Below are 14,994 nucleotides of genomic sequence, written 5' to 3' on the forward strand. Positions count from 1 at the left end.
CCCACAAGGAGGAGAACATGGATCGCGCAACTGCCAAGGAGATCATCGCTGCCGAGGGCCTCGAGCGTGCGGTGTGGTTCCAGCAGCCCACCGGGAAGCCGGATGCGGTGGCGATCTACGAGCTTGACGGCGGCTACCGCGTGGTGTCGACGGACGAGCGCGCGGTCGAGATCGGTCCGCGGGACTACCAAGACGAGTCCGACGCGCTCGAGATGTACATCACGCTGCTCCGTGACTTGAAGGAACTGATCGCGAGCGGCGTCGTCCGCTGATCGGGACCGCACGAACGGGGGGTTGTACGCGATGAGTGGGCTCGTCAACGTCGGGGAGATCCCGTACCCGAACTGGCTTCGCCGGGAGACCGTGCTCGGAACTGCGGAGTGGGATTGTCGCGGCGAGAGCGCGTTGGACGTGTCGATCCGACTTCTTGACCACCTTCGTCGCGCGGATGAGCTCCTTGGTGTCGGTCCGTGGACGGTGAATGCTCCGCATGGGAACCTTCCGGTGGATCCCGAGGGTGGCGAACTGCTCACGCACGTGGAGCGGGCGGTCTTCCGTGACGATGACGGCGTCGACCATCCATCGGCGGGGTACTCCATCCAATTGTCGAAGGACGGCGAAGGCGGATTCCACTCGATTCTGGCCTCGGTAGGTTCGTCCGAGCCTGGGCGGGTGCTTCCCTCGAACTACGTAACGTTCACGCTCGGTGCTCCCAGGCGGGATGGTCGACGCGTGGCGATCAACTCCGAGTACGCGGCCATGGCGTTCAGCGCCATGATCCGAGTCTGGGCGCCGGACTCGGCCGCGCTCCGCAACAAGGAGGCGCTGGCCATCGCCAATCGCGAAGAGCGAGGGGACTTCCCACCGCTCGTGGGGCAATGGGCATGGGTATCCGAGCGCGTCGGTGTCATCGCGTCGACGGATGTGGGAATTTCCACTGTCCGCGGTGATGGTGGAACATACGTCTACGCTGATGACGAACTCGACGCGGCGGCAGCTGTGCGGAACATGCGGACGACATTCGAGACGAATTCGATGCTGGAGCTACCGTTCAAAGCCCCGATGTGGTGACGTGATGTGGCTCGGGTTTCGTCGGGCGAGCGACCTCGGACTTACGGCCGACGACATTTCCGTCATCTATACGCCGATGGAGCCGTGAATGAATGTCCTTTCCTCAGTGGTTGCGAACTTCTCAGGCAACGGCGACGGGCGTGTGGGACTCCCGAGCAGAGTCCGAGGAATTGCTCGCGAGTCGGTCGGCAATGCAGCTGCAAGCCTATGACCGGCTTCTCGGAGGTTCCGAGCAGTGGCGCATACGGTTCGAGCAGTCCTCGGAGACAATCGCGTCCACACCGGACGCGCTCGCTCCAGTCCTCACCGAGCACGTGTTCCGGGACGCGGAAGGTGCGCCTTTTCCCGCACGCGGTTACGAGCTGACCCTCGTCAAAGAGGGCGTTGCAGGTCACATTGCGATCGACCTTCGGGTTGGAGTGTCTCGCCCCGGCCGTCGAGCTCCGGCCAATCGGTGTGTCGTCACGATCCTCGGGCCGAAGCGGGAGGACGGTGAACGCCTGTCGATCGACTCCACTCTCGCGGAAGGTGTGCTCCAGGGGATGGTGGCCGCCTGGGATCCGGATTCGGCTGCTGTCCGTGACCGCGACGGTGCGCAGGCTTCCGCTGGGCGAGGGCACTTCGCTCCGCTTGCGGGCCAGCGTTCCTGAGTGTCGAGTCGCGTGGGAGAGATCGCGGGGAGCACTTCCCGAGTGACCGTGACTGCTGCCGAGGGAGGGGCTTACCTCTTCGCTGACGACGATCTCGACTCCGCCTCCGCGATCCAAGAGATGCTGGCTACGTTCGATGCGAACGATGCGCAGTCGATCCCTGCCGGATGAGCCTCGCTGTGCCGAGTTCGGGCTCGCGCTGATCCAAATCGAATGGTCGACCTGAACGTAGATGCCGCCCTCATCTGACGTTACATCGGCAAGGATCTTGCCGATCCCACCTCGATCTCCGGTGTCCGTCGGCCCGACGGCTCGGTCCTCGAGTTCGGCGACATCGCGAAGATGATCGACCAAGCAAACCGTCAGTCGGACGGGCTCCCAGACGGAGCGGCACTCGGGTGGCACGTGTCCGATCTGCGGTCCGCGAGTAGCTGCGGGATGCTGATGTTCAGCCGAGTGACCTCGCGGTGATCTCCACGCCGCGTGCCTGATGAACGAACTGGAACGAGGACGATGAACTACCCGAACTGGGTCCGTGGCCGGGTGCTCGTGCGGGCGGAGTGGGACGGACGCCCAGCGGAGGTGACCGACCTCGCGGATTCCCTGCTCGTGCTGTTACAGGACATCGACGCAGCGCTCGGTGACCGTCGGCCGTGGAACTTCGACGGCGTCGGCCTGGTCGACGAGTACGAATCGACGACCTTGACGGCACTGGTTCGCGGTGGTGTCGAACGGGGTGACGACGGCACGGAATGGCCCGCCCACGGGTACAACGTGCTCGCGAACCGCACGGGCGAGTGGGGATTCGTCTCTCTCAGTCTACGAGTCGGCGCATCGGTCCCGGGGCGCCGACGACCCGCGAACTCCGTGATGGCCACCGTGACTGGTCCAACCGTCGACGGTGCATCGCGAGCACCGAGTGTCGAACTCGTCGGAGCCGTGCTGCGAGCGATCGTGCGAGCGTGGGACCCGGACACGGCTGCGGCGTACGACGGCGGCGCGGCGCGAGCCACGGAGGGCCTCGGGCGGTTCACTCCGGTCATCGGGCAGCGAGCGTGGGTCTCCCGGCGGATCGGCACCATCGAGACTGTCAGTCCGGGTGTCGCCGCGAGGGCTGACGTGCAGGGCACCTACCTCGATGCGGACGACGCTCTGGACTCGTGGTCTGCCGCGCTTGCGGTTCGAGCGTCCTTGCAAGCGAACGGCATCGAGACCATCGCACGCGCCGCATGAACGGCGTGACGTCGTCCCCACGGAGCGGGGACGGATGGCCGGCGTGGTGCCGGACGAGCCGGCTCACTGCGCGCGCCGCCTGGGACGCTCGTGGTGAAGAAGTCAGCGCTCTCGCAAGCCGGCTCGCTCGGCAACTCCGGGCGTACGACGAGATCCTCGGCCGTGCCGATGCGTGGACGCTCGTCGATGATGACAGCACCGTGTCCGCTGATGCCACCCTCCTCGGTCCGGTGGTGGCCGTCAGGGTGCACCGAGACGCCGAGCACATCGCTTTCCCAGCGCACGGGTACGTCCTCAGTGTCGCCCGCGAAGCGGCAGCAGGGTTCCTGGCGGTACGACTCCGGGTCGGATCGTCGCGGGTCGTCAAGCGGATGCCGGCCAACTCCGTGCAGGTGACGATCGCCGGTCCGTTCCGGAACGGGGAGCGGCGGTCCATCGATCCCCATCTGGTGGAGGGAGTCCTCCGCGGGCTCGTGATCGCGTGGGAACCGGATTCGGCGGCGGTGTTCGACGACGACGGGGCGAGCGCAGCCGAGGGACGTGGCAAGTTCGCCCCGGTGATCGGGCAGCGCACCTGGGTGTCCGATCGCATCGGCGAGGTCGAGACCGCGACGTCCGGAGTCCGCACGCACCACGCGGACGACGGCTGCTACCTGTTCGCGGACGATGCACTGGACTCGAAGTCGGCCGTGCACGAAGTGTGGTCCACCCTGCAGGCCAACGGCATCACGGCGATCGCTCGGGCGACACCCACGGATCCGTCGTGACGGCCCGCACGGGCCGGCCCGATGAGCGCGCGTACAGCGATCGGACTCTCGCGGTGCTGCGCCACGTCCTCGCACGCGCGGGGTTCGACGACGCGACGACGCGGTCCGACCGGGTGGAGTTCGGTGACCTCGAAACGCGCTTCCGGTAGGCTCGCTCGCCCGGGAGCCGCGTTCGGCCGGCCGCTGGATCGACCTGCAGCGGTGCGGCTCGCCGGCGCGGCCCGCTCAGACGGCTTCGGCTGACCGGGGTACCGTCCACACCATGGCGAAACACTGGGTGGTCCCGCGGTTCGGTGGCAGCGAAGTCCTCGAGTACGTCGACGCCGAGGTCCCCGCGCCCGGCCCCGGCGAGGTCACGATCGACGTCCGCGCCGCCGGCATGAACCCCGCCGACACGAAGCACACCCGGCAGGGCGACCCGTCCGACCTGCCGATCGCCGTCGGCTACGAGGTCGCCGGGGTCCTCAGCGCGATCGCCCCGGACACCGAGATCGCCTCCGGCGGGGGAGCCGTCGGCGACGAGGTCCTCGCCTTCCGCGTCGCCGGCGGATGGGCGGAACGGATCACGGTCCCCGCTGTGGACGTCTTCGCGAAGCCGGCCACGCTCGGCTTCCCCGAGGCGGCGAACCTCCTGCTCGCCGCCGCCACGGCGGCCGACATGATCCGCGTCACGCGCGCCGAGGGGCGCGACACCATCGTCGTCCACGGCGCGTCCGGCGCGGTCGGCGTCAGCCTCCTCCAGCTGCTCCGCCCGCTCGGCGCGAGGGTCATCGGGACCGCGTCCGAGCGCAACGCCGACACCGTCCGACGCTTCGGTGGCGAGTGGGTCGCGTACGGCGAGGGCCTGGAGGCGCGGATCCGGGAACTCGCACCGTCCGGTGTCGACGTGGCACTGGACTGCGTCGGCACCGACGAGGCCGTCGACGTCTCGCTCGCGTTGGTCGCGGATCGCGGCCGCATCGTGACGATCGCCGCGCAGGGTCGGGCGGCACGCGACGGCTTCCCTGCGGTTGGCGGCGGGCAGCCGGAGAGCAAGGCGTTCCGGGACTCGGTCCGGCAGCGGCTGATCGACCTCGCGGGAGCGGGCCAGCTCGAGGTGCCCGTCGCACGCACCTTCCCCCTGGCCGAGGCCAAGGCAGCCGCGGGGCTGCTGGAGTCGCAGCACCCCGGCGGGAAGCTCGCGCTCCTTCCCTGACCGGTCCGGGTCCTCCGCTGGGGTGACGCGCTCGCCCGCCTGGACGTGCTTGACTCTGTGTGCATCGACAGCGTGTGCATCAAGAGCGTGGGCGCCGACAGGCAGCCGGAAGGATCGAACTCGTGAGCAACCAGTACCCGCCGCCGTACGGTCAGAACCAGAACCCGTACGGGCAGCAGCCCTACGGCGCGCAGAACCCGTACGGCGCTCCGACGTCGAACGGGCAGCAGCAGGGCCAGCCGCCCCTCTGGGCGCCCTGGTACGGGATCCCGTTCCCGCAGGCGTTCCTGCGCTTCTGGAAGAAGTACGTCCGGTTCGACGGCCGCGCCAGCAAGAGCGAGTACTGGTTCTGGGCGCTCTGGTACGTGATCGGCAACGTCGCTGCGGGCATCGTCGGATCGGTCTTCAACGTCCTGCCGTTCATCTCGAACGGCGACGACGGCGTCGTCCGGCTGTGGGCGCTCGCGACGTTCATCGGGTTCATCGCCCTGACCGTGCGACGGCTCCACGACGTGAACCTCAGCGGGTACTTCGCGCTGTTCTTCATCTTCCCGCCGATCGGGGTGCTGTTCTCGCTCATCGTCGGGCTGATCGGCACCGTTCCGCAGGGCCAGCAGTACGATCGGCCCGATCGCGGCTGACCAGCCGTTCCGTGGTCCCGACACCCCCGTCACGAACTGACGGGGGTGACGGCGTTCTGGTTGACTCTGAGCCGACACCGTCAGCCGACACACAGGGGGACCCCGTGAGTGACCAGTACCCGAACCAGAACCCGTACGGCCAGCAGCCGGCACCGACCGGACCCGGGGGCGAGCCGCCGCTCTGGGCGCCGTACTACGGCATCTCGTTCGGCAAGGCGTTCTCGCGCTTCTTCAAGAAGTACGCGAAGTTCTCCGGTCGCGCGAGCCGGAGCGAGTACTGGTGGTGGTACCTCTGGAGCGCCATCATCGGCACGGTCGGGTCGATCATCTCGGGCATCCTGACCGCCGCCACGGGTACCACGACCACCACGACGACCTCGAACTACACGGGCTTCTCGACCATGTCGACGAACCCGCTGGTGGGCACGCCGTTCTGGATCATCGGCCTCGCGCTCATCATCCCGACGCTGGCGCTGATCGTGCGGCGCCTGCACGACGCGAACCTCAGCGGGCTCCTCGCGCTGCTGCTCATCATCCCGTTCTTCGGCGCGATCGCGGTCTTCATCATGATGTTCCTGCCGTCGAATCCCGATGGTGCGCGCTTCGACCGCCCGGAGGGTGCCCGATGACGAACGACGGCACGCCGCAGTGGGGCCAACCGGAAGGCGGCCAGCCCCAGCAGCCGTCCGGTCAGCAGCAGCCGTACGCGCAGCAGCCGTACGCGCAGCAGCCGTACGCCCAGCCGTACCCGCAGTACGCGCAGCCGATCCCGGTCGGCCCCGACGGTGCCCCGCCACTGTGGGCCCCCTGGTACGGCATCGGGTTCCTCGACGCCTTCACGCGGTTCTTCAAGAAGTACGCCCGGTTCGACGGGCGCGCCAGTCGCAGTGAGTACTGGTTCTGGGTGCTGGGCAACGCCATCGTGACCATCGTCCTCCTCGGGGGGTACCTGGTGTCCCTCTTCAGCTGGCTCGGGGCGAACACGACCACGGACGCGTACGGCAACACGCAGACGACGACGACCGGTGCACCCGTGCTCGCCCTCGTCTTCATCGGCCTCCTCGGGCTCTGGTGGCTGGCGACGCTCGTGCCGAACATCGCGCTCGGGTGGCGCCGCGTGCACGACGCCAACCTCGCCGGCCCGTTCTGGATCATCGCGCTGTTCGTCGGCATCGCCGCCGTCGTGTTCGGATGCCTCGGCCCGAACCCGGCCGGCGCGCAGTACGACCGCCCCGACCTGGGCTGACCCACGCACGACGAAGCGGCCCTCCCCGTCAGGGGAGGGCCGCTTCGTCGTACTGGGCGTGTCGCGGAGCGACTCGGTGTCAGACCACCCGGAGGCGGGAGAGCGAGCCGTCCACGACGAGGTCCCGCACCGTGACGGACGGATCCGCCGTCTGGAACCGGAGCGCGCCTCCTGGCTGGTCGAACCAGGGCTGCACGAACCGGACCGTCACCAGGAACGGCCGCTCCACCAGGTATCGGTGCGTCTCCGGCGCCTGGGCGACGTGCGGCGGCAGCGACCGCTGCGGCGCCGGGGTGTCCAGCGGGTGGAGCAGGTAGCCGTCGGGGCCGCCGATGCGGTCCACCGGGACACCCGCCGGGATCTGGATGGTGAGCCCCTGCTCGCCGGCCTGCGCGACCTGCTGCGCGAGCTGCGGGTACGTGGACGCCGCGCGGTCGCGGATCCCGTCGAGCTCGTAGCGGGGGATGTCGCGCGGCGCCGGGAACGGACGGTTGAGGAACCGCCGGAGCATCTCGACCGCGTCCTCTTCGCCCCGCGCGGTCGCGAGACGACGGGCGGTGCCGTAGTCGACGACCTCGAGCGCGAACTCGTCGTGCTGCGCCGGCACGATGCGGAGCGCACCCTCGACGGGCGGCTCGTGCAGGGTCTCGCCGGGGAGCTGCACGTAGCGGATCGTGTAGCCGAGCTGGTCGAGGATGGGGCGGGTGTCCGCGAACGTCATGGAGCGGAGCCTATCGGTGGTGTCTTTGCCGAGCCTTGGACGATGCCGAGCGTCGGCCGGTGTCAGGCCTTGCCCCGCATCAGTGCTTGCTTGACCTCCGAGATGGCCTTGGTGACCTGGATGCCGCGCGGGCAGGCGTCGGTGCAGTTGAAGGTCGTGCGGCAGCGCCAGACGCCTTCCTTGTCGTTGAGGATGTCGAGGCGCACGTCAGCGGCGTCGTCGCGCGAGTCGAAGATGAAGCGGTGCGCGTTCACGATCGCGGCCGGGCCGAAGTACTGGCCGTCGGTCCAGAACACCGGGCAGGACGACGTGCACGCGGCGCAGAGGATGCACTTCGTGGTGTCGTCGAAGCGGGCGCGGTCGGCGACGGACTGCACACGCTCCTTGCCCTTCTCCGGAGCGGAGCTGGCCTGCAGGAACGGCTGGACCTCGCGGAAGGACTTGAAGAAGGGCTCCATGTCGACGACGAGGTCCTTCTCGAGCGGCAGGCCCTTGATCGCCTCGACGTAGATCGGCTTGGACACGTCGAGGTCCTTGATGAGGGTCTTGCACGCGAGCCGGTTGCGGCCGTTGATGCGCATCGCGTCGGACCCGCACACGCCGTGCGCACAGGAGCGTCGGAAGGTCAGCGACCCGTCCTGGTCCCACTTGATCTTGTGCAGCGCGTCGAGGATGCGGTCGGTCGGCAGCATCATGACGTCGAAGTCCTGCCAGCGCGGCTCGTCGTCGACGTCCGGGTCGAAGCGCCGGATGATCAGGGTGACGGGGAACGAACCGGGAGGGGCGTCCTGCACCGTGTCGGTACGGGGTGCGTCGGAGACCAGGGTGTCGGTCATCTCAGTACTTCCTCTCCATCGGCTGGTACCGCGTCACGACGACTGGTTTCCAGTCGAGGCTGATGTGGTCGTCGGCGAGTGACGAGTGCGGGTCGCCCGTCAGGTACGCCATGGTGTGCTGCATGTAGTTCTCGTCGTCGCGCTTCGGGTAGTCGTCGCGCATGTGGCCGCCGCGGCTCTCCTTGCGGTTCCGGGCCGAGTACACGACGACCTCGGCGAGGTCGAGGAGGAACCCGAGCTCGACGGCCTCGAGCAGGTCGGTGTTGAACCGCTTGCCCTTGTCCTGCACCGAGACCTGCATGAAGCGGTTCCGGAGCGTGTGGATGGTCTCGGTGACGCGCGCGAGGGACTCGTCGGTGCGGAACACCTGCGCGTTCTTGTCCATCTCGTCCTGCAGCTCCTTGCGCAGGGCGGCGACGCGCTCGGTGCCGGTCGAGGCACGGAGCTGCGCGAGCATGTCGCGGACACCGGCGGCAGGGTCCTCGGGGAGGGGCAGGAACTCGGCGGTCTTGACCCACTCGGCGGCGTTGTTGCCGGAGCGCTTGCCGAACACGTTGATGTCGAGCAGCGAGTTCGTGCCGAGGCGGTTCGAGCCGTGCACGGAGACGCAGGCGCACTCGCCGGCGGCGTACAGGCCGGGCACGACGGTGGTGTTGTCGTACAGGACCTCGGCGTCGGTGTTCGTCGGGATGCCGCCCATCGCGTAGTGCGCCGTCGGCATGACGGGGACGGGCTCGACGACGGGGTCGACACCGAGGTACGTGCGGGCGAACTCGGTGATGTCGGGGAGCTTCGTCTCGAGTACCTCGGCACCGAGGTGCGTGCAGTCGAGGAGCACGTAGTCCTTGTTCGGGCCGGCGCCGCGGCCCTCCGCGACCTCCTGCACCATGCAGCGCGCGACGATGTCACGTGGCGCGAGGTCCTTGATGGTCGGGGCGTAGCGCTCCATGAACCGCTCGCCCGAGGCGTTGCGGAGGATCGCGCCCTCGCCGCGGGCACCCTCGGTGAGGAGGATGCCGAGGCCGGCGAGCCCGGTCGGGTGGAACTGGAAGAACTCCATGTCCTCGAGCGGCAGCCCGGTGCGCCACACGATGCCGACACCGTCGCCGGTCAGGGTGTGCGCGTTCGAGGTCGTCTTGTACATCTTGCCGAAGCCGCCGGTCGCGAAGATCATCGCCTTGGCGTGGAAGACGTGCAGCTCACCGGTCGCGAGCTCGAATGCGACGACGCCGGCCGGCTGCTTGCGGGTGACGCCGTCCTCGCCGACGACGTCGACCATGATGAGGTCGAGCGCGTAGAACTCGTTGAAGAAGTTCACGCCGAGCTTCACGCAGTTCTGGAACAGCGTCTGCAGGATCATGTGGCCGGTGCGGTCGGCGGCGTAGCAGGCCCGGCGGACGGGGGACTTGCCGTGGTCTCGGGTGTGGCCGCCGAAGCGCCGCTGGTCGATCTTGCCCTCGGGCGTGCGGTTGAACGGCAGACCCATGTTCTCGAGGTCGATGACCGCGTCGATCGCCTCCTTCGCCAGGATCTCGGCTGCGTCCTGGTCGACCAGGTAGTCGCCGCCCTTGATCGTGTCGAAGGTGTGCCACTCCCACGAGTCCTCTTCGACGTTCGCCAGCGCCGCCGCCATGCCGCCCTGCGCCGCACCGGTGTGCGAGCGCGTCGGGTACAGCTTCGAGATGACGGCCGTCTTCGCCTTCGGGCCGGCTTCGATGGCGGCACGCATGCCGGCACCACCCGCCCCGATGATGACGATGTCGAACTGGTGGTGGTGCACGGTGGTCTCGGTCACAGGGGTCTTTCCGTAGACGGTGGGAAGGCGGTCGGCAGCGGGGGTGGTGCTACTGCGCCGGGCAGAAGGAGGGCAGGTCCGCGGCGGCTGCGCCCGCGGGGCACGGGTCGAACGTCCAGCACACGAGCAGGCCGAGGACGATGAGCACGACGCACGCGATGAGGATGGCGACGAGCAGCGTCTTCCGGATGCCCGGCTTCGACACGTAGTCGTTGACGATCGTCCGCATGCCGTTCGAGCCGTGGATGAGCGCGAGGACGAGCATGAGCGAGTCCCACACCTGCCAGAAGGGCGACGCCCACTTGCCGGCGACGAACGCGAAGTCGATCTGCTTGACGCCCTCGCCCGCCACCATGTTGACGAAGAGGTGCCCGAAGATCAGCACGACGAGCAGGACGCCCGAGCCGCGCATGTAGATCCAGCCCCACTTCTCCCAGTTGGTGGTGCGGCGGGCTGCTGCTGCCGAGCGCGGGGGCTCGATGGTCTGCGTGGTCATCGGTGTGCCCCCTTAGTTGAAGTCGGCGACGAGGTTCATGAGCTGGCGCGGCAGGAAGCCCGCGATGGCGATCGCCCAGAGGACGATCACGATCCAGAACATGGCCCGCTGGTACTTGGGGCCCTTCGACCAGAAGTCGATGAGGATGATCCGGAGCCCGTTGAACGCGTGGAACACGATGGCCATGACGAGGGCGATCTCGCCGAGGTTCATGATCGGCGTCTTGTAGGTGCCGATCACCGCGTTGTAGGCCTCCGGTGAGAGCCGCACGAGTGCCGTGTCGAGGATGTGCACGAGCAGGAAGAAGTAGATCGCGACGCCGGTGATCCGGTGCAGGACCCAGGACCACATGCCGGTGGACCCGCGGTAGAGCGTTCCCTGCGGTGTCCGAGAAGCGCGCGGCGCCTCGATCGTCACCTGGGGTGCGGCGGTCGCCGTACCCCCTCCGGTCTGCTCGGCCATGAGCTCGTCCTCCCATAGGACGGGCTCGCCCGATCGGCGAGCCCTTGCCGTTCGTGTTCGTGTTCGGAACACGACCATCCTATGCGCGTGCGCTGACCTTCTCGTGCCACCCGGCCCGTGCACCCCGCGTCGTGGCTGGCGGCGCGCCGATCGTGCGGGCCGTGTCGTGGTGGTCGAGCAGCTGGTCGCCGACCGCCTCCCACGTCGTGCCCTCGACGCGGAGTCGTCCCGCGGACCCCATCCGGTCCGCGAGCGCACGGTCGTGGTGCAGGCGCAGGACCGCCCGGCGGAGCGCCTGCGGTGCGTCCGGGTCGTACAGCTCGCCGTCGAGTCCGGGCGCGACGAGGTCCAACGGGCCGCCCGACGCCGGTGCGATGACCGGCAGGCCGCTGGCGTGCGCCTCCTGCAGGGTCTGGCCGAAGGTCTCCGCGGGGCCGGTGTGCACGAACAGGTCGAGGGCCGCGTACGCGTCCGCCAGCGCGTCGCCGCGCAGCGGGCCGGTGAAGGTCACGTCCAGGTGACGGAGCCGTCGTTCGAGGACGGGCCTGGAGGGACCGCCTCCTGCGACCACGATCCGGATGCCCGGGATGCCGCCGAGCTCCGCGAGCCGCTCGACCTCCTTCTCCGGTGCCAGCCGCCCCACGTACCCGACGATCGTCTCGCCGCCCGGCGCGATGCGCCGACGCAGCGCACGGACGTGGCCCGAGTGGCGACGTGACGGGTGGAACAGCTCCGTGTCGACGCCGCGTCCCCATCGCGCGACGCGCGGGACGCCGTCCTCCGCCAGCATCGCGGCGGTGGCGCTCGACGGCGCGAGCGTCAGCGAGGCGCCGGAGTGGATGCGCCCCAGGATCTTCCTGACCAACGGGACGGTCGCGGTCAGGCCGTTGCGGCGGGCGAACCCGGCCACGTCGGTCTGGAAGACGGCGACGGAGGGGATGCCGAGCCTCCCGGCTGCCGTGATCGCGCGCCCACCCAACAGGAACGGACTCGCGGCGTGGAGGACGTCGGCGCCGGAGGCGGCGAGGATCGTGTCGAGTACCGGATGGGGGAGTGCTACCGGGAACTGCCGGTACGCGACGGCGGGCACGCGGTGGACGTCGAAGGAGCGGTAGCGCTCGACCTCGGTCCGGGATCGGAACTGGGCGAGGCCCGGGGTGTCCGGCGCGATCACGACCGCGCGGTGGCCACGGCGTTCCAGGTGGTCGAGGACCGCCAGGACGCTGGTGGTCACGCCGTTGAGGGTGGGCAGGAAGCTCTCGGTCACGACGGCGACGGTCCGTTGGGACGTGCCGCGCTCCACGCTGCGTGCGTTCATGGCACGGCCCATGGTCCGCGCGCCGTGTGTCCCGGTGGGGCCGTCGACGTGAACGGGGCGCGCGCACGGGGTGAACAGGCCGTGCGGGTGACCGCATGCGGGAAGCGTGCGGGAAGCACCCAGGTCGTACCCGTCGGCACCGGTACGGTGGCCACGTGGCAGACGCACTCGAGGACTTCTACGCGATCATCCCCGCCGGGGGCATCGGATCGCGGCTGTGGCCGTTGTCGCGGGCGGACGCGCCCAAGTTCCTGCACGACCTGACCGGCTCGGGCACCTCGCTGCTCCGGCAGACGTGGGACCGGCTCGCGCCGCTCGCCGGTGACCAGCGGATCATGGTCGTGACCGGCCGTGCGCACCGTGTCGCCGTCGAGTCGCAGCTGCCGGGCGTCGCGGACCACAACGTCGTGCTCGAGAGCGAGCCGAAGGACTCCACGGCGGCCATCGGTCTGGCCGCGGCGATCCTCCGTCGTCGTGAGCCCGACGTCGTCATCGGGTCGTTCGCGGCGGACCACGTCATCGGCGACGAGCGCGGCTTCCGACGCTCCGTCCGCGAGGCCGTCGTCGCCGCGCGTGCCGGCTACGTGACGACGATCGGCATCACGCCGACCGAACCCGCGATCGGTTTCGGCTACATCCACGCGCACGGGGACCCCCTCGGCATCGAGGGCGCCCCGACCGCGCACGCCGTCCGGTCCTTCGTCGAGAAGCCGGACCTCGAGACCGCCCGCTCGTACGTCGAGCAGGGCACGTACCTCTGGAACGCCGGCATGTTCATCGCCCGCGCCGACGTCCTGCTCGCCGAGATCGGCCGGACGAAGCCCGAGCTGCTCGCCGGGCTCGAGGAGCTGGCCGACGCGTGGGACACCTCGTCCCGCGGGGCCGTCGTCGACGCGGTGTGGCCGGAGCTCGAGAAGATCGCCATCGACTACACCGTCGCCGAACCCGCTGCGGCCGCCGGTCGCATGGCCGTCATCCCGGGCGACTTCGACTGGGACGACGTCGGGGACTTCGCGTCCCTGGCGAAGCTGCAGTCCGGCGGCCGGGCGAACAACCTCGCCGTGCTGGGCGACGGCGCCCGCATCCTGGCGGACTCGTCGAGCGGGATCGTCGTCTCGCACAGTCAGCGGCTCATCTCGCTCATCGGGGTCGAGGACATCGTCGTCGTGGACACCCCCGACGCCCTGCTCGTGACCACCAGTGCGAACGCGCAGCGGGTCAAGGGTGTGGTGGATGCACTGAAGATCAGCGGCCGCGGCGACGTCCTGTAGCGCTCCATCACGAAAAGCGCTTGACGCCCCCAGAACTGGGGGCGGAACGGTGACTCCGCGTTACGGGCGCGTTTCGGCGCGGTCGCGATCCCGTAACTGATCCACAGACCCCTCCGAGGTCGTTCTGTACCGGCCGGGCGGTCGTGTACTGTCGCCACGATCGCCCGGAACGCACGTGGTCCGGGCACGCTCCCCGGAGGAACCCACCCGTGACATCTCGTACCCGTCAGGTCCTGCTGAGCACGCTCGCGCTCGCCGGCACCGTTGCCGTCCTCGCCGGTTGCTCGGCGGCCCCGTCCGACACCGCGACGGCCAAGAAGACCGACTTCCGCCCCTGCATGGTCTCCGACGCCGGTGGCTTCGACGACAAGTCGTTCAACCAGCTCGGTTACGAGGGCATGGTCGACGCCGCGGACGACCTCGGCGCCACCTACAAGAAGGCCGAGTCGAAGGACGCGACCGTCTACGACTCGAACATCCAGCAGCTCGTCGGTCAGAACTGCAACCTCATCGTCACCGTCGGGTTCAACCTCGCCGACGCCACGAAGAAGCAGGCTGCGGAGAACCCGGACACGAACTTCGCGATCATCGACGACAACTCGATCGACGCGAAGAACGTCAAGCCGATCACCTTCGACACCTCGCAGGCGGCGTTCCTCGCCGGCTACGCGGCGGCGTCCTACTCGAAGTCCGGCGTCGTCGGGACCTTCGGTGGCATGCAGATCCCGACCGTCACCATCTTCATGGACGGCTTCGCGGACGGCGTGAAGTACTACAACGAGCAGAAGTCGAAGGACGTCAAGGTCGTCGGCTGGAACGTCGACACCGGCAAGGGCTCGTTCACGGGTGGCTTCGAGGCCGGCACGCAGGCCAAGGCCGTCGCGCAGACCCTCATCGACCAGGACGCCGACGTGATCCTGCCCGTCGGTGGCCCGATCTACCAGTCCGCTGCCGAGGCCATCAAGGACGCGAACAACGGTTCGGTCCTGATCGGCGCGGACAGCGACCTCTACGAGGCCGACCCGCGCTACAAGGACATCGCCTTCACCTCGGTCGAGAAGGGCATGCGACCCGCCACGAAGGACGTCGTCGAGCAGGCTGCCGACGGCAAGTTCTCCAACACGCCGTACGTCGGCACGCTGAAGAACGACGGCGTCGGCATCGCGCCGTTCCACGACTTCGCCGACAAGGTCGACAAGGGCCTCGAGAAGGAGCTCGACACGATCAAGGCGGGCATCATCGACGGCTCGATCACGGTCAAGACGCAGTCCTAACCCGACGAACGCGGGCGG

General features: G+C 68.8%; 16 protein-coding genes. 10 read left to right on the forward strand and 6 right to left on the reverse strand.

Annotated features, from left to right (window positions below; genetic code table 11):
• Positions 1 to 17: 17 nt before the first annotated feature.
• The 8 genes from FS532_RS07985 to FS532_RS08020 all read left to right on the forward strand — a co-directional run bounded on the left by FS532_RS07985 (position 18) and on the right by FS532_RS08020 (position 6,803).
• Entirely contained in the window at positions 18 to 272 is a 255-nt protein-coding gene (locus FS532_RS07985) for a hypothetical protein (RefSeq protein ID WP_144752291.1), read from the forward strand.
• 31 nt (positions 273 to 303) lie between these two features.
• Complete coding sequence (locus FS532_RS07990; protein WP_144752294.1) at positions 304 to 1,071, forward strand: hypothetical protein; 768 nt, start codon at positions 304 to 306, stop codon at positions 1,069 to 1,071.
• A gap of 1,163 nt (positions 1,072 to 2,234) precedes the next feature.
• The gene (locus FS532_RS07995) at positions 2,235 to 2,954 is read left to right on the forward strand and encodes a hypothetical protein (protein ID WP_144752297.1); all 720 of its coding nucleotides are present in this window, start codon (positions 2,235 to 2,237) and stop codon (positions 2,952 to 2,954) included.
• A 200-nt stretch (positions 2,955 to 3,154) separates the two neighbouring features.
• Positions 3,155 to 3,721, forward strand: coding sequence for a hypothetical protein (locus FS532_RS08000; protein ID WP_144752300.1), 567 nt, complete (start codon positions 3,155 to 3,157; stop codon positions 3,719 to 3,721).
• A 262-nt stretch (positions 3,722 to 3,983) separates the two neighbouring features.
• Positions 3,984 to 4,916 (forward strand): NADP-dependent oxidoreductase, encoded by a 933-nt coding sequence (locus tag FS532_RS08005; RefSeq protein WP_144752303.1) that lies wholly within the window; start codon positions 3,984 to 3,986, stop codon positions 4,914 to 4,916.
• Between the two features lie 122 nt (positions 4,917 to 5,038).
• Positions 5,039 to 5,557 (forward strand): DUF805 domain-containing protein, encoded by a 519-nt coding sequence (locus tag FS532_RS08010; RefSeq protein ID WP_144752306.1) that lies wholly within the window; start codon positions 5,039 to 5,041, stop codon positions 5,555 to 5,557.
• Between the two features lie 104 nt (positions 5,558 to 5,661).
• The gene (locus FS532_RS08015; RefSeq protein ID WP_144752309.1) at positions 5,662 to 6,186 is read left to right on the forward strand and encodes a DUF805 domain-containing protein; all 525 of its coding nucleotides are present in this window, start codon (positions 5,662 to 5,664) and stop codon (positions 6,184 to 6,186) included.
• A complete protein-coding gene (locus FS532_RS08020; RefSeq protein WP_144752312.1) occupies positions 6,183 to 6,803 on the forward strand; it encodes a DUF805 domain-containing protein in 621 nt (206 codons plus the stop codon). The genes FS532_RS08015 and FS532_RS08020 overlap by 4 nt, the downstream gene beginning before the upstream one ends.
• A gap of 79 nt (positions 6,804 to 6,882) precedes the next feature.
• On the opposite strand, the gene FS532_RS08025 is transcribed toward FS532_RS08020, so the two are convergent.
• From FS532_RS08025 to FS532_RS08050, 6 genes are all read right to left on the reverse strand, one after another.
• On the reverse strand, positions 6,883 to 7,524 hold the full coding sequence (locus FS532_RS08025) for a TNT domain-containing protein (protein WP_144752315.1): 642 nt from the start codon (positions 7,522 to 7,524) through the stop codon (positions 6,883 to 6,885).
• 62 nt (positions 7,525 to 7,586) lie between these two features.
• Entirely contained in the window at positions 7,587 to 8,360 is a 774-nt protein-coding gene (locus FS532_RS08030) for a succinate dehydrogenase iron-sulfur subunit (protein WP_144752318.1), read from the reverse strand.
• A 1-nt stretch (position 8,361) separates the two neighbouring features.
• The gene (gene sdhA / locus FS532_RS08035) at positions 8,362 to 10,155 is read right to left on the reverse strand and encodes a succinate dehydrogenase flavoprotein subunit (RefSeq protein WP_144752321.1); all 1,794 of its coding nucleotides are present in this window, start codon (positions 10,153 to 10,155) and stop codon (positions 8,362 to 8,364) included.
• Positions 10,156 to 10,204: 49 nt separating this feature from the next.
• The gene (sdhD, locus tag FS532_RS08040; protein ID WP_079236494.1) at positions 10,205 to 10,651 is read right to left on the reverse strand and encodes a succinate dehydrogenase, hydrophobic membrane anchor protein; all 447 of its coding nucleotides are present in this window, start codon (positions 10,649 to 10,651) and stop codon (positions 10,205 to 10,207) included.
• Between the two features lie 12 nt (positions 10,652 to 10,663).
• The gene (gene sdhC, locus FS532_RS08045) at positions 10,664 to 11,113 is read right to left on the reverse strand and encodes a succinate dehydrogenase, cytochrome b556 subunit (protein WP_079236493.1); all 450 of its coding nucleotides are present in this window, start codon (positions 11,111 to 11,113) and stop codon (positions 10,664 to 10,666) included.
• Positions 11,114 to 11,192: 79 nt separating this feature from the next.
• The gene (locus tag FS532_RS08050; RefSeq protein ID WP_260852610.1) at positions 11,193 to 12,431 is read right to left on the reverse strand and encodes a glycosyltransferase family 4 protein; all 1,239 of its coding nucleotides are present in this window, start codon (positions 12,429 to 12,431) and stop codon (positions 11,193 to 11,195) included.
• A gap of 155 nt (positions 12,432 to 12,586) precedes the next feature.
• On the opposite strand from FS532_RS08050, the gene FS532_RS08055 reads away from it, so the two are divergent.
• Both FS532_RS08055 and FS532_RS08060 read left to right on the forward strand, forming a co-directional pair.
• Entirely contained in the window at positions 12,587 to 13,702 is a 1,116-nt protein-coding gene (locus FS532_RS08055) for a mannose-1-phosphate guanylyltransferase (RefSeq protein WP_144752326.1), read from the forward strand.
• A 209-nt stretch (positions 13,703 to 13,911) separates the two neighbouring features.
• Entirely contained in the window at positions 13,912 to 14,976 is a 1,065-nt protein-coding gene (locus FS532_RS08060) for a BMP family lipoprotein (RefSeq protein WP_144752328.1), read from the forward strand.
• The last annotated feature ends 18 nt before the right edge of the window (positions 14,977 to 14,994 follow it).

The organism is Curtobacterium pusillum, from assembly GCF_007673235.1.
Lineage (GTDB): Bacteria > Actinomycetota > Actinomycetes > Actinomycetales > Microbacteriaceae > Curtobacterium > Curtobacterium pusillum_C.